Source organism: Methylobacterium tardum (genome assembly GCF_023546765.1).
GTDB lineage: Bacteria > Pseudomonadota > Alphaproteobacteria > Rhizobiales > Beijerinckiaceae > Methylobacterium > Methylobacterium tardum.
The window spans coordinates 1,944,735-1,963,248 of the sequence record NZ_CP097484.1; the positions used below are offsets into that span (position 1 = coordinate 1,944,735).

At 72.2% G+C, this 18,514-nt stretch carries 14 protein-coding genes and 3 pseudogenes; all 17 read left to right on the forward strand.

Going from position 1 to position 18,514, the window contains the following annotated elements:
- Nucleotides 1-534 precede the first annotated feature (534 nt).
- A pseudogene (locus M6G65_RS09135) lies at nucleotides 535-1,649 on the forward strand (NAD-dependent epimerase/dehydratase family protein).
- Nucleotides 1,646-2,710, forward strand: a complete 1,065-nt coding sequence (locus M6G65_RS09140) for an SDR family NAD(P)-dependent oxidoreductase (RefSeq protein ID WP_238195750.1) — start codon at nucleotides 1,646-1,648, stop codon at nucleotides 2,708-2,710. Before M6G65_RS09135 ends, M6G65_RS09140 begins: the two are co-directional and overlap by 4 nt.
- Nucleotides 2,711-2,720: 10 nt before the next feature.
- The gene (locus M6G65_RS09145; RefSeq protein WP_250103843.1) at nucleotides 2,721-4,028 is read left to right on the forward strand and encodes a TIGR04295 family B12-binding domain-containing radical SAM protein; all 1,308 of its coding nucleotides are present in this window, start codon (nucleotides 2,721-2,723) and stop codon (nucleotides 4,026-4,028) included.
- Nucleotides 4,029-4,060: 32 nt separating this feature from the next.
- Nucleotides 4,061-4,447, forward strand: a pseudogene (locus M6G65_RS09150) (glycosyltransferase); the annotation flags it as partial.
- A 113-nt stretch (nucleotides 4,448-4,560) separates the two neighbouring features.
- Nucleotides 4,561-5,148 (forward strand): glycosyltransferase, encoded by a 588-nt coding sequence (locus M6G65_RS09155; RefSeq protein ID WP_250103844.1) that lies wholly within the window; start codon nucleotides 4,561-4,563, stop codon nucleotides 5,146-5,148.
- A complete protein-coding gene (locus M6G65_RS09160; RefSeq protein WP_238195747.1) occupies nucleotides 5,145-6,269 on the forward strand; it encodes a CgeB family protein in 1,125 nt (374 codons plus the stop codon). Before M6G65_RS09155 ends, M6G65_RS09160 begins: the two co-directional genes overlap by 4 nt.
- A complete protein-coding gene (locus tag M6G65_RS09165; RefSeq protein WP_238195746.1) occupies nucleotides 6,266-7,378 on the forward strand; it encodes a CgeB family protein in 1,113 nt (370 codons plus the stop codon). The genes M6G65_RS09160 and M6G65_RS09165 overlap by 4 nt, the downstream gene beginning before the upstream one ends.
- Nucleotides 7,375-8,508: a CgeB family protein gene (locus tag M6G65_RS09170; protein ID WP_238195745.1), complete on the forward strand. Its 1,134-nt coding sequence runs from the start codon at nucleotides 7,375-7,377 to the stop codon at nucleotides 8,506-8,508. Before M6G65_RS09165 ends, M6G65_RS09170 begins: the two co-directional genes overlap by 4 nt.
- A 15-nt stretch (nucleotides 8,509-8,523) precedes the next feature.
- Nucleotides 8,524-9,530: pseudogene (locus M6G65_RS09175) on the forward strand (UDP-glucuronic acid decarboxylase family protein).
- Nucleotides 9,531-9,557: 27 nt separating this feature from the next.
- A complete protein-coding gene (locus tag M6G65_RS09180; RefSeq protein WP_238195744.1) occupies nucleotides 9,558-10,640 on the forward strand; it encodes an inositol-3-phosphate synthase in 1,083 nt (360 codons plus the stop codon).
- A 52-nt stretch (nucleotides 10,641-10,692) separates the two neighbouring features.
- On the forward strand, nucleotides 10,693-11,283 hold the full coding sequence (locus tag M6G65_RS09185; protein WP_250103845.1) for a histidine phosphatase family protein: 591 nt from the start codon (nucleotides 10,693-10,695) through the stop codon (nucleotides 11,281-11,283).
- Nucleotides 11,280-12,053, forward strand: coding sequence for a TIGR04290 family methyltransferase (locus M6G65_RS09190; RefSeq protein WP_250103846.1), 774 nt, complete (start codon nucleotides 11,280-11,282; stop codon nucleotides 12,051-12,053). The genes M6G65_RS09185 and M6G65_RS09190 overlap by 4 nt, the downstream gene beginning before the upstream one ends.
- The gene (locus M6G65_RS09195; RefSeq protein ID WP_238195741.1) at nucleotides 12,050-12,949 is read left to right on the forward strand and encodes a glycoside hydrolase 5 family protein; all 900 of its coding nucleotides are present in this window, start codon (nucleotides 12,050-12,052) and stop codon (nucleotides 12,947-12,949) included. The genes M6G65_RS09190 and M6G65_RS09195 overlap by 4 nt, the downstream gene beginning before the upstream one ends.
- Before the next feature lie 110 nt (nucleotides 12,950-13,059).
- Complete coding sequence (locus M6G65_RS09200; protein WP_238195740.1) at nucleotides 13,060-13,719, forward strand: cytochrome c3 family protein; 660 nt, start codon at nucleotides 13,060-13,062, stop codon at nucleotides 13,717-13,719.
- Nucleotides 13,707-16,511, forward strand: coding sequence for a 4Fe-4S dicluster domain-containing protein (locus M6G65_RS09205; protein ID WP_238195739.1), 2,805 nt, complete (start codon nucleotides 13,707-13,709; stop codon nucleotides 16,509-16,511). The genes M6G65_RS09200 and M6G65_RS09205 overlap by 13 nt, the downstream gene beginning before the upstream one ends.
- The gene (nrfD, locus tag M6G65_RS09210) at nucleotides 16,508-17,866 is read left to right on the forward strand and encodes an NrfD/PsrC family molybdoenzyme membrane anchor subunit (RefSeq protein WP_250103847.1); all 1,359 of its coding nucleotides are present in this window, start codon (nucleotides 16,508-16,510) and stop codon (nucleotides 17,864-17,866) included. The genes M6G65_RS09205 and nrfD overlap by 4 nt, the downstream gene beginning before the upstream one ends.
- Nucleotides 17,863-18,390 carry a DUF3341 domain-containing protein gene (locus M6G65_RS09215; RefSeq protein WP_238195737.1) on the forward strand — a complete coding sequence of 176 codons (528 nt, stop codon included), beginning with the start codon at nucleotides 17,863-17,865 and terminating at the stop codon, nucleotides 18,388-18,390. The genes nrfD and M6G65_RS09215 overlap by 4 nt, the downstream gene beginning before the upstream one ends.
- Nucleotides 18,391-18,514: the final 124 nt, after the last annotated feature.

Genomic DNA, 18,514 nt, shown 5'->3' on the forward strand with positions numbered 1-18,514 from the left:
CGTCATGAGCCCGCAGCGCGCGGAGGCGGCAGCGTGCCCGTGCCCTTCGGCCGGCAGCCAAGACTGGTATGTGAGTCCCATGCTCCGCCTGCGAGGGGATCCCGGCCTGATCCTGCGCGTGCGGCGGCACCGTCTTGCGCCGTGCGGTGGCGTCGTTGAGGGCGCCTCTACGTCCGGATTGCTCCGCGAGATCTCGATTCCGCCGCACACGAAATAGACGTGCGACATGAATATATTCCTGTCAAATCTCACTGGCCGGTTCATTTGAACCAACGAGGACGTATCTGCCAGTGCTGCTTCGAAGTTCTCGGCTTGTTGTCGGTCTAGGAAGGTTCAAGCCGGCGACCAGATGGGACCGATTGTCTCCTGAAGATTTTTCCATTTCAATGAGGAATAGCCCATATTTTCCGTGAGCTTAGCATTAAAAACCGGATTTTCGGCGCTTGGACGCAGAATTTAACCTGAGTTGTTTCTTCGGGATCGGATTCCCGATCTACATAGCTTTAAGTCCTTGCAGGGGAGTTTCCACGCCTCGTGCCGGAATGTGTGCTCATTACCGGGGGTGCCGGCTTCATCGGCCGTCACCTCTCCGCCGAACTGCTGCGTCGCGGCTACCGTGTGCGCGTACTCGACAGCCTGATTGAGCAGGTCCATGGCGCCGACACGGGCGGCGCCGGGGGCTGCCTCGGGAGGTCGAGTTCCAGCGCGGCGACGTCCGCGACGGCGAGGCGGTGCGCCGCGCCCTGCGCGGGATCGACCGGGTCGTGCACCTCGCCGCCGAGGTCGGCGTCGGCCAGAGCATGTACGCGGTCGAGCGCTACGTCTCGGTCAACGATTGCGGGACGGCGGTGCTGTTCCAGCAACTCATCGAAGCGCCGGTGAAGCGCGTGGTCGTGGCCTCGTCCATGAGCATCTACGGCGAGGGGCTCTACCGCACCTCCGACGGCGGAACCGCCGAGGAGGTGGTGCGCCGCCCGCGCCGGCCCGGCGAGCCCTGGGACCCCCTCGACGCGCACGGGCAGCCCATGCGTCCGATCCCGACGCCGGAATCGAAGCGGCCGGCCCTGGCCTCCGTGTACGCCCTGACCAAGTACACGCAGGAGCGCCTGACGCTGACGCTCGCCCCCGCCTACGGGATGGAGGGCGTGGCGCTGCGGCTGTGGAACGCCTACGGGCCGGGGCAGGCGCTGTCGAACCCCTATACCGGCGTGCTGGCGATCTTCGCGGCCCGCCTGCACAACGGCCAGCCGCCGATGATCTTCGAGGACGGCGAGCAGCGGCGCGACTTCGTCCACGTGGAGGACGTCGCCCAGGCCTTCGCGCTGGCCCTGGAGCATCCCGCCGCCGCCGGACAGGTCTACAACGTCGGGAGCGGCCAGGACCGGACGGTCCGCGAGGTCGCCCGGCTGCTCGCCCGCGCCATGGGCCGGGAGGGCACCGAGCCGGAACTGGCCGGCCAGGCGCGGCTCGGCGACATCCGCCACTGCATCGCCGATATCGGCAAGATCCAGCGCGAACTCGGCTACGCGCCGCGCCGCGACTTCGAGGAGGGGCTCGCCGAACTCGCCGCCTGGGTGGCCGAGCAGCAGGCCATCGACCGCGTCGCGGAGGCGCGGCGCGAACTCGAAGCACGCGGTCTCGTCGCGTGAGCGGGCGGCCGATCCTCGTCACCGGCGGCGCCGGGTTCATCGGCGCCAACCTGTCCGACAGCCTCGCGGCCGACGGCCACGCCGTGATCGTCTACGACGCCCTCTCGCGGCCCGGCGTCGCGGCCAACCTCGACTGGCTGCGGCAGCGCCACGGCAGCCGGATCACCCCGGTCGTCGCCGACATCCGGGACGATCAGGAGCTCGCTCGCGCCGTGGCCGAGGCCGGGGCGGTGTTCCACTTCGCCGCCCAGGTCGCCGTGACCACGAGCCTCGTCGCCCCCCGGGCCGACATGGAGATCAACCTCCTCGGCACCGTGAACCTGCTGGAGGCCGTGCGCAGCCTGACGCGGCCGGTGCCGGTGCTCTACGCCTCGACCAACAAGGTCTACGGCGACCTGCCGGACATCGCCCTCGAGGCGATCGGCGACGCCTACCTGCCGGCCGATGCCGGCCTGCGCGCCCGCGGCATCGGCGAGGACCGGCCCCTCGACTTCCACACCCCCTACGGCTGCTCCAAGGGCGCGGCCGACCAGTACGTCCTCGACTACGCGCGGAGCTTCGGCCTCCCGGCGGCGGTGATGCGGATGAGCTGCATCTACGGCCCGCGCCAGATGGGCAACGAGGACCAGGGCTGGGTCGCCCACTTCCTGATCCGCGCGCTCGCGGGCGAGGCGGTCACGCTCTACGGCGACGGGCGGCAGGTGCGCGACATCCTGCACGTGCGCGACGTGGTGGCGGCCTACCGGGCGGCGCTCGCCCGCATCGGCGACGCGGCCGGCCACGCCTTCAACATCGGCGGCGGGCCCGGCAACGCCGTGAGCCTGCTGCAGCTCCTCGATCATGTCGGCGCCCTGCTGGGGCGCCCGGTGGAGCGGAGCTTCCAGGCCTGGCGCCCGGGCGACCAGCGCTACTACGTCTCCGACACGCGCCGGGCCGTCGCGCGGCTCGGGCTCGAACCCTTCACGGGCTGGCGCGACGGGGTCGCCGACCTCGCCGGCTGGCTGACCGCCGCGCGCGCGCAGCCGGGCGCCGCCGCGCCGATCGCGGGAGCCGCCGCATGAAGGTCGCTCCATGAAAGTCGCCCTCGTCAACCCGCCCTGGGACTACCGCAACAGCATCTATTTCGGGTGCCGCGAGCCGCACCTGCCCCTGGAACTCGCCTACGCGGCCGCGCTGCTCGCCGCCAACGGGCACGAGACGCTGCTGGTCGACGCGCATCTGGAAGGCCTCGACGCCGGGACCGCCGCCGACCGGGTGGCGGCCTTCGCGCCGGCCATGACCGTGGTGACGACGGCGCCGACCTACCTGTTCTGGCGCTGCGCCCCGCCGGAGCTGCGGGTGCCGCGGGCCTTCCTCGACACCCTGGCGGGCCGGGGCGGGGTCACCGTGGCGGTCGGCCCCCACGGTTCCGCCACCCCGCGGCCGGCCCTCGACAAGCTCGGCTGCGACATCGTCGTGCGCGGCGAGTGCGAGGAGGTCGTCGCGCGGCTCGCCGGCCTGCCCGACCTGCGTCCGGAGACCCTGCGGGCCGTGCCCGCCCTCGCCTTCCGCGACGGCGAGGCTGCCGTCGTGACCGGCCCGCCCCATGCCGGCCGCTTCACCGATCTGTCGGCCCTGCGCTGGCCGGATCACTGGATCGCCCGGCACCGCCACCACCACCACCGGTTCGAGGCCGCGCCGGACGGCCCGGGCGCGGAGGTCGAGGCCTCCCGCGGCTGCCCCTACACCTGCTCGTTCTGCGCCAAGATCGACTTCCGCGACGCCTACCGGCGCCGGGATCTCGGCCTCGTCCTCGGCGAGATCGACGGGCTGATCGCGCAGGGCGTCACCTACGTCTACTTCGTCGACGAGATCTTCCTGCCGCAGAAGCCGCTTCTGGAGGCCCTCGTCGCCCGGGACATCCGCTTCGGGATCCAGACCCGGATCGACCTGTGGAAGCCCGATATGCTCGACCTCCTCGGGGCGGCGGGCTGCGTGTCGATCGAGGCCGGGATCGAGAGCCTGACGGAGGAAGGCCGCGCCGCCCTCGACAAGCGCTGCCGCGCCTCGACCGACGATCTCGCCGAGCGCCTGATCCACGCCCGCCGCTCGGTGCCGTTCGTGCAGGCGAACCTCATCGCCGTGGCGGGGGACGACCCCGACCTCGTGGCGACGTGGCGCGACCGCCTGCGCGGCCAGGGCGTCTGGGCGAACGATCCCGTGCCGCTCTACCCCTATCCCAGTTCCCCCGATTACCGGCGGCTCTGGGGCGAGCCCGACGACCGGGCCTGGGAGCGGGCGCACGCCCATTATCTCGGCCAGTTCACGCAGTTCAGCGACATCCAGGACGAGCGCCCCCTGCCCCTGCCCGAGCTGGAGGCCGCATGCGGGTGCTGCTGAACCAGGTCCGGGAGACGGCGCCGCACGTCCTGATGAGCGCGGATGCGGTGGGCGGCGTCTGGCAGTACAGCCTCGACCTCGCGTCCGGCCTGGTCCGGCGGGGCTTGGCCGTGACCGTCGCGGTCCTGGGCCCCGCGCCGTCCGAGGCGCGGATCGCCGCGGCCGAGCGCGCGACGGGCGCGCGGATCGTCGCCACCGACCTGGCCCTCGACTGGACCGCCGACACGCCCGAGGCCGTGCTGGACGCCGCGCGGGCGCTCGCCGGGCTCGCCCGGACGCTGGGCGCCGATCTCGTGCACCTGCACAGCCCCGCCCTGGCGCTCGCGGATTTCCCTGTGCCGGTGGCGGCCGTGTGCCATTCCTGCGTGGCGACGTGGTGGGATGCCGTCGAGACCGGGCCGCTGCCGGCCGACCTCGCCTGGCGCCACGACCTCACCGTCCGGGGCTGCCGCGCCGCCGACGCCCTCCTCGCCCCCACCACCGGGCGCACGCGCTCGCGACCGCCCGGGTCTGCGACCTCGCGCGGCTACCCGTGGTGGTCCGCAACGGGCGCGCGCCGAGCGGCGTGCCGCCCCGGGCGGCCGCGCCCGTCGCCTTCACGGCCGGCCGCCTCTGGGACCGGGCGAAGAACGCCGCCGCCCTGGACCGCGTCGCCGCACGCCTGTCGGTGCCGCTGCGCGCCGCCGGCGCCCTGGACGGGCCGAACGGTGCGCGGGGCGAGACGCGCCACCTGCATCGTCTCGGGCGGCTCGGCGACGCGGGGATCGCCGCGGAACTCGCCGGCCGACCGGTCTTCATCTCGCTCGCCCGCTACGAGCCGTTCGGCCTCGCCGTGCTGGAGGCCGCCGCTTCGGGCTGCGCCCTGGTCCTGTCGGATATCCCGAGCTTCCGCGAGCTGTGGGACGGGGTGGCGGCCTTCGTGGGCGCGGACGACGATGCCGCCGCGGCCGAGGCCGTGCAGGGCTTCCTGGACGATCCCGTCCGGCGCGAAGCCGCCGGCGCGGCCGCTGCACAGCGCGCCGGCCGCTACGGAGCCGACGCCATGACCGAGGGCGTGCTCGGCGTGCTGCACGGCCTCCTCGCCGGGGCGCCGGCGCGGCTCGGCGGAGCCGCCGCATGAGGATCGCCTACTTCACCCACTCGCTGGCTTCGTGCTGGAATCACGGCAACGCCCATTTCCTGCGCGGCGTCCTGCGCGCGCTGATGGCGCGCGGCCACGATGTCGCCGCCTACGAGCCGGAGGGCGCCTGGAGCCTCGAGAACCTCGTGCGCGATCACGGCGATGCCGGCCTCGACGCCTACCGGGCGGCCTATCCGGAGCTCGCCTCCGCGCGCTACGCGGCGGTCGATGCCGTGGTCGAACGCGTGGCGGATTGTGACCTCGTCTTGGTCCACGAATGGAGCGATCCGGCCCTGGTCGCGGCCCTGGGCGCCGCCCGGCGCCGCGGCGCGCGCTACACGCTCCTGTTCCACGACACGCACCACCGGGCGGTGAGCGCCCCGGCGGAGATGGAGCGCTTCGATCTTTCCGGCTACGACGGCGTGCTGGCCTTCGGGGAGACCCTGGCCGCCGTCTACCGGGCGAAAGGCTGGGGGCGCCGCGTCTTCGTCTGGCACGAGGCCGCCGACACCCGCCTGTTCCATCCGCCCGCCGAGGAAGGCGCGCGCGCCGGGCTCGTCTGGATCGGCAATTGGGGCGACGACGAGCGCAGCGCGGAACTCGAGACCTACCTGTTCCGCCCGGCCGCCCAGGTCGGGCTGCCCCTCGACATCTACGGCGTGCGCTACCCCGAGGCGGCGCTCGCGACCCTGAGGCGCACCGGCGCCCGCTATCACGGCTGGGCGGCGAACGCCGCGGCGCCGGGTTTGTTCGCCCGGCATCTCGCCACAATCCACGTGCCGCGGCGCTTCTACGTGGAGCGCCTGCCCGGCATTCCGACGATCCGCGTGTTCGAGGCGCTCGCCTGCGGCATCCCCCTGGTCTGCGCCCCCTGGGACGACGCGGAAGACCTGTTCCGGCCGGGCCGGGACTACCTCGTGGCCCGCACCGGCGCCGAGATGGAAAGCCACCTGCGCGCCCTGCAGGCGGATGCCGGCCTGCGGGCGGCGCTCGCGGCTTCCGGCCTCGCCACGATCCGGGCGCGCCACACCTGCGCGCACCGGGCCGAGGAACTGCTCGGCATCGCCGAGAGTCTTGCCGGAGGCCTGCGAGCGCCCGTCACCCTGGAGGCCACCGCATGAAGATCGCCTTCTACGGCTCCTCCCTGCTGTCGTCCTACTGGAACGGCGCCGCGACTTATTACCGGGGCATGCTCAGCGCCCTGGCGCAGCACGGCCACACGATCACCTTCTACGAGCCGGACGCCTTCGACCGGCAGCAGCACCGGGACATCGAGCCGCCGCCCTACGCGGCGGTGACAGTCTATCCGGCGACGATCGAGGCGGCGCGCGCGGTCATCGCCGAGGCGGCGCAGGCCGACGTGGTGGTGAAGGCGAGCGGCGTCGGGGTGTTCGACGATGAACTGCTCCACGGCGTGATCGCCGCATCCCGTCCCGAGGCGGTGCGGATCTTCTGGGACGTCGACGCCCCGGCGACGCTCGCCGAGATGCGCGCCGACCCCGACCATGCGCTCCGCCGCGCCCTGCCCGACCTCGACCTCGTGCTCACCTACGGAGGCGGCCCGCCGGTTGTCACGGCCTACGAGGGCTTCGGCGCCCGGGCCTGCATCCCGATCTACAACGCCCTGGACCCGGACACCCATTTCCCGGTTCCGCCGGAGCCGCGCTTCGCGGCCGATCTCGCCTTCCTGGGCAACCGCCTGCCCGACCGCGAGGCCCGCGTCGAGAAGTTCTTCCTCGCCGCCGCGGCGCGCCTGCCTGAGCGGTCCTTCCTGATCGGCGGCAACGGCTGGGAGAGCCGCGGCCTGCCGCTGAACGTCCGGCATCTCGGGCACGTCTACACGCGCGAGCACAACGCCTTCAACACGACGCCCTTGGCCGTCCTGAACATCGCCCGCGACAGCATGGCGGCGGTGGGCTTCTCCCCCGCCACCCGCGTCTTCGAGGCGGCGGGCGCCGGCGCCTGCCTGATCACCGATGCCTGGGAGGGCCTCGGCCTGTTCCTCGACGACGGGAGCGAGGTGCTGGTCGCCCGGGACGGGCGGGACGTCGCCGACCACATCGCCGCCCTGACCCCGGAGCGCGCCCGCGCCATCGGCGAGGCCGCGCGTCGCCGTATCACGGCCGAGCACACCTATGCGCGCCGGGCCGTCGAGGTCGACGCGATCCTGCGAGCCGAGGCGGCCCGCAAGGCGGAGGCCGTGGGCGCGGCCCGGCGGAGCGTCGCGTGAGCGCGGCCCCGCAGGCCCCGCTGCGCCTCGTCGTCCTGGGCTTGAGCCTGTCCTCGTCCTGGGGGAACGGGCACGCCACCACGTACCGGGCGCTGCTCAAGGCCTTCGCCGGCCGCGGCCACGACGTGCTGTTCCTGGAGCGCGACGTGCCCTGGTACGCCGCCCACCGCGACCTGGCCGAGCCCGGCTTCTGCGACCTCGCCCTCTACGCCGACCTCGACGGACTCGCGGAGCACCGCGGCGCGATCGCCGCGGCGGATGCCGTGATCGTCGGCTCCTACGTGCCCGATGGCATCGCGGCCGGCGCGCGCGTGCTCGATTGGGCGTGGGGCGTCACCGCCTTCTACGACATCGACACGCCGGTGACCCTGGCGGCGCTGGAGACCGGCACCTGCGCGTATCTCGCGGCCGACCAGATCCGCGACTACGACCTCTACCTGTCGTTCACGGGCGGCCCGACCCTGCGGCGCCTGGAGCGGACCTACGGGGCACCGGCCGCCCGGGCCCTCTATTGCTCGGTCGATCCGGAGGCCTACCCGGCTCTCGACCGGCCGGCGCGCTACGATCTCAGCTATCTCGGGACCTACAGCCCGGACCGGCAGCCCGCCCTGGAGCGCCTGCTGATCGAGCCGGCCCGCCGCGCCCCGGAGCTGCGCTTCGCGGTGGCGGGTCCCCAATACCCGGCCGGCATCGACTGGCCCGCCAACGTCGAGCGGATCGAGCACCTGCCGCCGGACCGGCACCCCGACTTCTACGCGGCGAGCCGCTACACCCTGAACGTCACCCGCGCCGACATGGTCCGGGCCGGCTGGAGCCCGAGCGTGCGCCTGTTCGAGGCGGGGGCCTGCGGCACGCCGGTGATCTCCGATCGGTGGGACGGGCTCGAGACGCTGCTCGTCCCGGAGCGCGAGATCCTGCTGCCGGAGGGGCCGGAGGAGGTCCTGTCCACCTTGCGCACGCGGTCCGAGGCGGAGCGGCGCCGCCTGGGTCAGGCGGCCCGCACGGCGATCCTCGCGCGGCACACGGCGGCCGCGCGCGCGGCGGATCTCGAACATGTCCTCGCGGAAGCGCGAACCCGGCGGGGCGCCGGCCGTCCGGCCGCGTCCGACCTCGCGGTCATCGGTCATTAGGTACGCGGGAGAATGATGGTGGCAAACGGGAGGGGTCTCCGAGTCCTCGTCGCCGGCGGCGCAGGGTTCATCGGCTCGCATCTGATCGACGCGCTCATCGGTGACGGGGCCCGCGTCACCTGCATCGACAGCCTGCTGACCGGGCGGCACGCGAATCTCGCGCATCTCGCCAACGAGCCGCGCCTCGACTTCGCCGAGGCGGACGTCACCGAGCCGCTGCCGCCGCTGCCGCGCTTCGACCGCGTGTTCAACCTCGCCTGCGCGGCCTCGCCGCCGCATTATCAGGCGGATCCGGTCCACACGATGATGACCAGCGTGCTCGGCACCGGCCGGCTCCTGGAACTCGCCCGGGACGCCGGCGCGCGCTTCCTCCAGGCCTCGACCAGCGAGGTCTACGGCGATCCGGAGCGGCACCCGCAGCAGGAATCCTACTGGGGCAACGTGAATCCCACGGGGCCGCGCGCCTGCTACGACGAGGGCAAGCGCTCCGCCGAGACCCTGACCTTCGATTTCGAGCGCCGCCACGGCCTCGACATCCGGGTCGCCCGCATCTTCAACACCTACGGGCCGCGGATGCGGGCCGATGACGGCCGCGTGGTCTCCAACGTGATCTGCCGGCGCTCGCGGGCGACGACATCACGGTCTACGGCAACGGCGAGCAGACCCGCTCCTTCTGCTACGTCAGCGATCTGGTCGGCGGTCTGCTGCGCCTGATGCGCGCCGAGACGCCCCTCGACGGCCCGGTCAACCTCGGCAATCCCCGGGAGATGACCGTGGGCGAGCTGGTCGACCTCGTCGTGCGGATGACCGAAACCCCGTCCCGGATCGTGCGCCGGCCGCTGCCGGTGGACGATCCCCAGCGCCGCCGGCCCGACATCACCCGCGCCGAGACCCTGCTCGACTGGTCGCCCAAGGTGTCGCTCGAGGAAGGTCTGGAGGCGACGATCGCGTGGTTCTCCCGCGAGATCGCCCCGCGCCGGCCGCTGCCATCGATCGAGGAGCGCGCCTTTGTCGCCGGCTGAACCCCGCTTCCTGCGGCCGAGGCGCTGATGGCCGTCTCTCCCATCCGTGTCGGCCTCGTCGGGATCGGCAACTGCGCCTCGTCCTTCGTGCAGGGGCTGCATCATTACCGCGATGCGGCTTCCGGCGAGGCCGTGCCCGGCCTGATGTCGCCCGATCTCGGCGGCTACCGGGTGCGCGACATCGCGGTCGTCTCGGCCTTCGACGTGACCGCCGCCAAGGTCGGACGGGATCTGTCCGAGGCGATCCTGGCCGAGCCCAACAACACGCAGGTCTTCGCCGCGGTGCCGGCGACCGGCGTCACGGTGCGGCGCGGGCCGACCCATGACGGGATCGGACGCTACCTGGAGGGGGTGATCGCGGAATCGCCCGAGCCGGTGGCCGATGTGGCGGCGGAACTCACCCGCACCGGCACGCAGGTGCTCGTCTCCTACCTGCCGGTGGGCTCCCAGGCGGCCACCGAGTTCTACGCCGAATGCGCGCTCCAGGCCGGCTGCGCCTTCGTGAACTGCATCCCGGTCTTCATCGCGTCGAACCCGGAATGGGCGGAGCGCTTCGCCGCCAAAGGGCTGCCGATCGTCGGTGACGACATCAAGAGCCAGGTCGGCGCCACCATCGTGCACCGGGTGCTGGCGAACCTGATGCGCGAGCGCGGCGTGCGGCTCGACCGGACCTACCAGCTCAATTTCGGCGGCAACGCCGACTTCCTGAACATGCTCGAGCGCGAGCGGCTGGAATCGAAGAAGCTCTCGAAGACCCGGGCGGTGACGAGCCAGCTCGACGCGCCGCTGGCACCGGGCGACGTCCATGTCGGCCCGAGCGACCACGTGCCGTGGCTGACAGACCGGAAATGGGCGCATATCCGGCTGGAGGGCACCGCCTTCGGCGGCGTGCCGCTCAACATCGAGCTGAAGCTCGAAGTGTGGGATTCGCCGAACTCCGCCGGCATCGTGATCGACGCGGTGCGCTGCGCCCGCCTCGCCCTCGACCGGGGCCTCGGCGGCGCCCTCGAGGGCCCGTCGAGCTACTTCATGAAGTCGCCGCCCCGGCAGTTCACCGACACGGAGGCGCGGGAGCGGACCCTGCGCTTCGTGGCGGGCGAGGAGGCGTGATGGCGGGGCTCGCGCCGGGGGGAGCCGCGTCCATGGCGAGCCCGACCGCCTCATGAGGCAGGTCTTCCTCGTCCGCCACGGCAGCCATGACCGGCTCGGGCGGATCCTGTGCGGGCGCATGCCGGGCGTCTCGCTGAGCGAGACCGGACGCGCCGAGGCGCAGGCCCTCGCCCGCCGTCTCGCCGGGAGCGGCGCCGGTCTCGTGCTGGCGAGCCCGCGCGAACGCACGGCCGAGACCGCTTCCCCGATCGCCGCGTCTCTCGGCCTGGCGGTCGTGACCGAGCCGGGCCTCGACGAGATCGCGTTCGGCGACTGGACGGGCCGCGCCGTCGACGACCTCGCGGCCGAGCCCGCCTGGACCCTCTGGAACACGGCCCGGACCACGGCCCGGCCGCCGGGCGGCGAGAGCATGGCGGAGGCGCAAGACCGGATCGGCCGGGTCCTCGAGAGCCTCGCCGAGGACGGCGTGCCCGCCATCCTGGTGAGCCATGCCGACGTGATCCGGGCCGCGCTCCTCAAGGTCCTGGGCCTCGGCCTCGACGCCTATGACCGGATCGTGGTCGATCCGGCCTCCTGCAGCGAGCTCGCCCTCTGGCCCGGGGGCGGGCGCGTCGTCTCCCTCAACGAACGGATCGCACCATGACGGCCTCCGATCTGCGCCGGCAGGCCGACGCCCTCGGACCCTGGTTCCACAACATCGATCTCGGCGGCGGGATCTGGACCGCCCCGGACCATTTCCTCGGCGATTATCCGGGGGTGAAGTGGCGGCGCTTCGCCGACGCGCTGCCCGCCGATCTCACCGGCAAGAGCGTCCTCGATATCGGCTGCAACGGCGGCTTCTACGCCATCGAGATGAAGCGGCGCGGCGCGGCCCGGGTGCTCGGCCTCGATGCCGACGACCGCTACCTCGCCCAGGCCCGCTTCGCCGCCGCCAGCCTCGGGCAGGAGATCGAGTTCCGCAACCTTTCGGTCTATGACGTCGGCGCGCTGGGCGAGCGGTTCGACATCGTGCTGTTCATGGGGGTGCTCTACCACCTGCGCCACCCGCTGCTCGCCCTCGACCTGATCCGCGAGCACGTGGCCGGCGATCTGCTCGTGTTCCAGTCGATGCTGCGCGGCAGCCGGGCGGTCGAGCCGGTCGCCGAGGATTACGATTTCTGGGACATGGACCAGTTCGAGCGGCCCGGTTACCCGAAGATGCACTTCGCCGAGCATGCCTACGCCCACGACTGGACCAACTGGTGGATCCCGAACCGTGCCGGCATCGAGGCGATGCTGCGGGCGAGCGGCTTCTCCATCGCGGCCCAGCCCGAGGCCGAGGTCTATCTCTGCCGCACCGCGCCGGTCCCCTACGGGCTGGGAGCCGAATACCCCGCGCGGGCGGAGACTCACGAACGCGGAAGCACGCGATGATCGACTCGGTGATGCTCTGGAACGAGCCCAACAACAAATCGCACTGGGACCCGGAGATCGACCCCGACTGGCTGCTCTTCGCCGAGATGGTCAAGGAGGCGGGCCACGCGATCCGGGCGGTGAACCCGGCCCTGACCCGCGTGCTCGGCGGCATCTCGCCGATCGATCCGATCTTCATCCGCAACATGGAGGGACGCGGCGTGCTCGACGCCGTCGACGCGGTGGCGGTGCACGGCTTCCCCCTCGACTGGAACCTGTGGTCGATCCACGACTGGCCGGCCAAGGTCGACGAGATCCGCGCGGTCACGAACCTGCCGGTCTGGGTCTCGGAGGTCGGCGTCTCGACCTTCGGCGCCGAGGAGGTGCAGGATTGGGGCCTGCGCCGGACCCTCGAGCTGCTCTCCGGCCGGGCGCCGCGGATCCACTGGTACAGCCTCTACGACCTGCCGCGGGAATGGGAGGCCACCACCCGCCACAGGGAGGCCGAGGGCTCCTCCTATTACCGGCACTTCCACATGGGCCTGCTGCGCCAGGACGGCACCCCGAAGATCGCCCTGGAGAGCTTCGCCCGCCACACGCCGGAGATCGGCCTGTGCCAGTGGTTCCATTTCGAGGACCACCGGCTCGACGAGGCCGTGGCGTGGATGAAGCGGCTGGGCGTGCGCTACCTGCGCACCGGCCTGTCCTGGGCCGACAGCTTCCGCCCGGGGGCGCTCGACTGGTTCGACCGGCAGATGGAGGCGCTGAAGGATTTCGACGTCACCGTCACCTTCTGCTTCACGCCGGAGCACCGGGGCATCACGCCCCATCACACCAGTGCGCCGCTGGTCCGCGCGGAATACGCGGAGTTCTGCGCCGCCATGGTCCGGCGCTACGCGCCGGGCACGCCAACATAGATTGACGCTCGATCCCGGGACCGCGGCTATCCCTCGATGCGGAGCTGCGGCCCGGAAAGCCGACCGACGCGTCTGACGGTTTTCACGCCGCGGGGAGGTGAACGCCCGGAATGGTGCAGATCTTCCGTCCGGGTGCCGACACGGTCGCCCGGGTCGTCCTGGCCTCGGTAGCTGTGGTCCCGGTCCTGTCGATGGGCCTCGCCTACGCGGTCTGGCGGTCGCCCTACGCCACCCAGCAGGACGTGACCCGCGAGCAGCCGGTCCCGTTCAGCCACGAGCACCATGTCGGCGGCCTCGGGATCGATTGCCGCTACTGCCACACCTCCGTGGAGAAGGCCGCCTTCCCGGGGATCCCGCCGACCGAGACCTGCATGAGCTGCCACTCGCAGATCTGGACCAACGCGCCGATGCTGGCGCCGGTGCGGACCAGCCTGGCCGAGGGGCGCCCGCTCCTGTGGCGCAAGGTCCATACCCTGCCGCACTACGTCTACTTCAACCATGCCGTGCACGTGGCCAAGGGCGTCGGCTGCACCACCTGCCACGGCGAAGTCCAGACTATGAAGCTGATCCGGCAGGTGGCACCGCTCACCATGGGCTGGTGCCTCGACTGCCACCGCGACCCGGCCCCGAACCTGCGCCCCCGCGAGGCTGTGTTCGACACGCACTGGACGCCGCCGGCCGACCAGAAGACCGTCGGGGCCGAGCTCGCGAAGGCCTACCACATCAAATCCCCCGAGCGGCTCAGCGAGTGCTCCATATGCCACCGCTGACCGCCCCCTCCCGCCGCGAGGCCCTGGGCCTGCTCTCCGCGGGCCTCGCGGCGGGCCTCGGCGCCTGCTCGAAACCCTCCGAGGAGCTGGTGCCCTACGTGGTGCAGCCGGAGCGGCTGCTGCCCGGCGTGCCGGAGCGCTACGCCACCGCGCTGTCGCTCGGCGGCTGGGCGCGGGGCGTCCACGCCATCGCGGTGGATGGGCGGCCGATCAAGATCGAGGGCAACCCGCTGCACCCCGCGAGCCTCGGGGCCACCGACGTCTTCGCCGAGGCCGCGATCCTCGACCTCTACGATCCCGACCGCTCTCGCACGGTCACCGAGCGGGTGAACGGCATCGCCTCCTGGGACATGGTCGAGCGGGCGCTGGCCGCGCCCCTGGCCGAGGCGCGCCGGCAGAAGGGCAAGGGCTTCCGCCTGCTGACCGGGCACGTCACGTCGCCGACGCTCCTGCGCCAGATCGCGGCCCTGCTCCAGGCGATGCCGGACGCCGCCTGGCACGTCCACGAGCCCCTGGACGACGCGGCATCGCTCCGTGGGGCGGAGCTCGCCTTCGGCCGCCCCTTGCGCGCCCTGCCGGATCCCGGCCGGGCCGAGACGATCCTGTGCGTCGGCGCCGACCCGCTCGGGCCGGGGCCGGACCAGATCCGGTTCGGCCGCGCCTTCATCGACCGCCGCCGCGATTCGGCCCGGTTCGGCCGGCTCTACGTCGCCGAGACCGCGCTGACCCAGACCGGCATCAAGGCCGATGCCCGCTGCGCCCTCCATCCCCGCGACGCGGGCGCCCTCCTGGCCGCCCTGGCCAATGCGCTCGGCGCGGCCCTCCCCGCGCCCGACCTGCCGCAAGAGGCCGCCCGCTTCGCCGCCGCTGCGGCGGCGGATCTGCGCGGGGCCGAGGGCCGGGCCCTGGTCCTGGTCGGCGACGCCCTGCCGCCCGAGCTGCACGCCCTCGGCCACTGGATCAACGGCCGGCTCAAGGCGCCGGTCACCTACACGGCGCCGCTCGACGGGGCGGGCGACCGCGCACCGGCCGATCTCGCGTCCCTGGCGGCGGATCTCGAGGGCGGCGCGGTCACCTGCCTGGCCATCCTCGGCTGCAACCCGGTCCAGACGGCGCCCGCCGACCTCGGCTTCGCGGACAGGCTCGGGCGGGCCGGCTTCTCGGTCCAGGCCGGGCTGCACGGCGACGAGACCGCCGGCGTCACGCACTGGCACCTGCCGCTGGCCCACGAGCTGGAGAGCTGGTCGGACCTGCGCGCCCGCGACGGCACCGCGAGCCTCGTCCAGCCCCTGGTCCGGCCCCTCTACGGCGGCCGCTCGGCGCACGAGATCCTGTCCCTGCTCGCCGGCGCGCCCGCCACCTCTGGCTACGACATCGTCCGGGCGACGTGGCGCGACCGCGCCGGCGCCGATTTCGAGGGCTGGTGGCGGAAGGCGCTGCACGACGGACTCATCCCCGGCAGTGCCGCCGCCCCGGTCGATCCGGGCGCGGCGCGGCTGCCGACCCTGCCGGCGCCCCCGGCCGAGGGTTTCGCCGTGGAGCTGCGCGCCGATCCCTGCCTGTACGACGGCCGCTACGCCAACAATGCCTGGCTGCAGGAATGCCCGAAGCCGGTCTCCAAGCAGGTCTGGGGCAACGCGCTGGCGCTGTCGCAAGCCGAGGCGACGCGGCGCGGCCTGGAGGCGGGGGACCTCGTCGCTGTCGGGCTGAACGGCCGCCAGATCGAGGCGCTGGTCGCGGTGGAATCGGGCGTTGCCGACGGGGCCGGTGCGCTCACCTTTGGCTACGGCCGCCCCCGGGCCGGGGCGATCGGCAACGGCGTCGGCGCGGACAGCTATCGCCTCGCCACGAAGGCGGCCCCGCGCCTCCTGGCCGGCGTGAGCCTGGGAAAGACCGGACAGAGCGGCGAGGTGCTGCGCACCCAGAACTATACGCAGATCGAGGGCGAGACGAAAAAACTGTTTCGGCAGATCGCCTTGGCCGAGCTTCCTCGCGCAGAGTCTAAGGGCATCGGCACCGACCAGCCGACGCTCCTCGATCCGTGGCAGGGCGACGCGGACGGCCATGCCTGGGCGATGGTGATCGACACGCACGCCTGCATCGGCTGCAATGCCTGCGTGGTCGCCTGCCAGTCCGAGAACAACGTGCCGGTGGTCGGCCCGGAGGAGATCGCCCGGGGCCGGATCATGCACTGGCTGCGGGTTGATCTCTACGATTCCGGCACGCCCGAAGCGGTCAACGCCGGGTTTCAGCCGGTTCCGTGCATGCATTGCGAGCACGCGCCCTGCGAGCCGGTCTGCCCAGTGGCGGCCTCGGTCCATGACGGCGAGGGGCTGAACCTCCAAGTCTACAATCGCTGCGTCGGCACGCGCTTCTGCGAGGCGAACTGCCCCTACAAGGTCCGGCGCTTCAACTTCTTCGGCTATGCCGACGGGCAGCCCTACGCGACCATGGGCGCCGAGAGCATCAAGGCGCAGCACAACCCGAACGTCACGGTCCGCGCCCGCGGCGTGATGGAGAAGTGCACCTACTGCGTCCAGCGGATCGCCAACGCACGGCAGGAGGCCGAGCGCGACGGCCGGCCGATGGGGCCGGTCTCGACCGCCTGCCAATCCGCCTGCCCGACCCGGGCGATCACCTTCGGCGACCTTGCCAAGCCGGATGATCCGATCCGCGCCCTGCGCCAGGATCCGAGGCACTACGCCCTGATGGAGGAGCTGAACACGCGGCCGCGCACCACCTACCTCGCCGACCTGCATGCCCCGAACCCGGATCTCGGGGGGCGGACATGAGCGGCGGCACGCAGGCCCATCGCTGGATCGCCCCGGCCCAGCTCAGCCACGGCGCGATCTCGGCGGCGATCGCAGACCCGATCCAGAAGCGGAGGCCGGGCAAGGTCTGGTTCATTGCGCTGCTCGCCACCCTGCCCTTCGTGCTGGTGACGCTCGGGGCGATCGGCGCGGTGCTCACCGTGGGGATCGGCCTGTCGGGGGTGAACACCACCGTGGTCTGGGGCTTCTCGATCGCCAACTACGTCTGGTGGATCGGCATCGGCAATGCCGGCACGCTGATCTCGCCGATGCTGCTGCTCACGCGCCAGCGCTGGCGCGCCTCGATCAACCGCTTCGCCGAGGCGATGACCCTGTTCGCCGCCGGCATCGCCGGGATCTTCCCGATCATCCATCTCGGGCGGCCGCTCTACGCCTACTGGCTGGCGCCCTACCCCAACACCATGGACCTCTGGCCGCAATGGCGCTCGGCCCTGGTGTGGGATTTCTGGGCGATCCTCAGCTACATCCTGTTCTCGGCCCTGTTCTGGTTCACCGGGCTCCTGCCCGACCTCGCCACGATGCGCGACCGGGCCACGACCCGGGCCGGCCAGATCCTCTACGGCGCCCTGGCGCTCGGCTGGCGCAACTCCGCCCGGCACTGGCAGGTCTACGAGACCTACCACAAGACCATGGCGGCGCTCGCCGTGCCGCTGGTCTGCTCGGTGCACTCGATCGTCGGCCTCGACTTCGCGGCGAGCCTGATGCCGGGCTGGCAGGAGAGCATCTTCCCGCCCTACTTCGTCGTCGGCGCAATGTATTCCGGCTTCGCCATGGTGGTGGTGATCGCGATCTTCATCCGCTGGGGCCTGAGCCTCCAGGCGGTGATCACGCCGGCCCATTTCGACGTCATGGGCAAGGTCATGCTGTTCGCCAGCGTGGTCATGACCCTGTCCTACGCCACCGAATGGTTCATGGCCTGGTACGGCGGCGAGCATGCCGACCGCGACGTCGTCCGGTACTTCTTCGCGGGCGATTACCGCTGGCTGTACTACGCCCTGATCGCCTGCAACTGCGTCGTGCCGCAGGCCCTGTGGTTCCCGTTCGCGCGCCGGAACCTCTGGGCGCTCGCGGCGATCTCGGTGGTGATCAATGTCGGGATGTGGTTCGAGCGCATCCTGATCGTGTGGAACACGCTCTCGCACGGCCACGCGATGAGCCTGTGGCGGACCTATCACACGAGCCTCTACGATCTCGCGATCCTGTTCGGCCCGCTCGGCCTGTTCGTGCTCGGCTTCCTCGTGCTGGTGCGGATCTTCCCCATCGTCTCGATGCACGAGGTCCGGCAGATCAGCCACGACGAGGGGGCGGCCGCATGAGTGCCAGCACCAGCGCGCCCCTGCTCGCCGAGTTCGAGACCCCCGAGGCCCTGGTCCGGGCGCTGCGGCTCGCCCGCGCCGACGGCCACCGCCTGCTCGACGCCTTCACGCCCTTCCCGCTGGAGGAGCTGTCGGGCGCCCTCGCGCCGCCGCGCAACCCCGTGCGGCTGGTCATGGCTCTGGCGGGCTTCGGGGCCGCGGCCGCGATGTACGGCCTGCAATGGTACAGCGCGGTGGTCGCCTACCCGCTGAATTCCGGCGGGCGGCCGCTCCATTCCTGGCCGGTCTTCTCCCTGGTGCCGTTCGAGTTCGGCGTGCTGGCGGCGGCTGTGGCGGGCTTTGCCACGATGCTCTGGGCCTGCGGCCTGCCGCGGCTCAACCATCCGGTCCACGACATGCCGCAATTCGAGCGGGCGAGCCAGGACCGGTTCCTGCTGCTCGTCGCCCCGAAGGACGGGCCTGCGCCCCTGCGCCGCCGGCTGGAGGAGGCCGGGGCACTCCTCGTCTCGGAGATGCACGGATGAGGCGATCCTCCGTCTTTGCGAGCGCAGCGAAGCAACCCAGGGCGGCGCCGCGTTCGGAGGCGTCCCGCGGCTCTGGGTTGCGCCCCGTTCGAAGACGACCCGCTGCCCTGGGTCGCTTCGCTGC

Coding starts and splice junctions, on each gene's coding strand:
- M6G65_RS09145 (WP_250103843.1), top strand. CDS start 2,721: ATGAAAGTCGCCCTCGTCAACCCGCCCTGGGACTACCGCAACAGCATC.
- M6G65_RS09160 (WP_238195747.1), top strand. CDS start 5,145: ATGAGGATCGCCTACTTCACCCACTCGCTGGCTTCGTGCTGGAATCAC.
- M6G65_RS09165 (WP_238195746.1), top strand. CDS start 6,266: ATGAAGATCGCCTTCTACGGCTCCTCCCTGCTGTCGTCCTACTGGAAC.
- M6G65_RS09180 (WP_238195744.1), top strand. CDS start 9,558: ATGGCCGTCTCTCCCATCCGTGTCGGCCTCGTCGGGATCGGCAACTGC.
- M6G65_RS09185 (WP_250103845.1), top strand. CDS start 10,693: ATGAGGCAGGTCTTCCTCGTCCGCCACGGCAGCCATGACCGGCTCGGG.
- M6G65_RS09190 (WP_250103846.1), top strand. CDS start 11,280: ATGACGGCCTCCGATCTGCGCCGGCAGGCCGACGCCCTCGGACCCTGG.
- M6G65_RS09195 (WP_238195741.1), top strand. CDS start 12,050: ATGATCGACTCGGTGATGCTCTGGAACGAGCCCAACAACAAATCGCAC.
- M6G65_RS09200 (WP_238195740.1), top strand. CDS start 13,060: ATGGTGCAGATCTTCCGTCCGGGTGCCGACACGGTCGCCCGGGTCGTC.
- M6G65_RS09205 (WP_238195739.1), top strand. CDS start 13,707: ATGCCACCGCTGACCGCCCCCTCCCGCCGCGAGGCCCTGGGCCTGCTC.
- nrfD (WP_250103847.1), top strand. CDS start 16,508: ATGAGCGGCGGCACGCAGGCCCATCGCTGGATCGCCCCGGCCCAGCTC.
- M6G65_RS09215 (WP_238195737.1), top strand. CDS start 17,863: ATGAGTGCCAGCACCAGCGCGCCCCTGCTCGCCGAGTTCGAGACCCCC.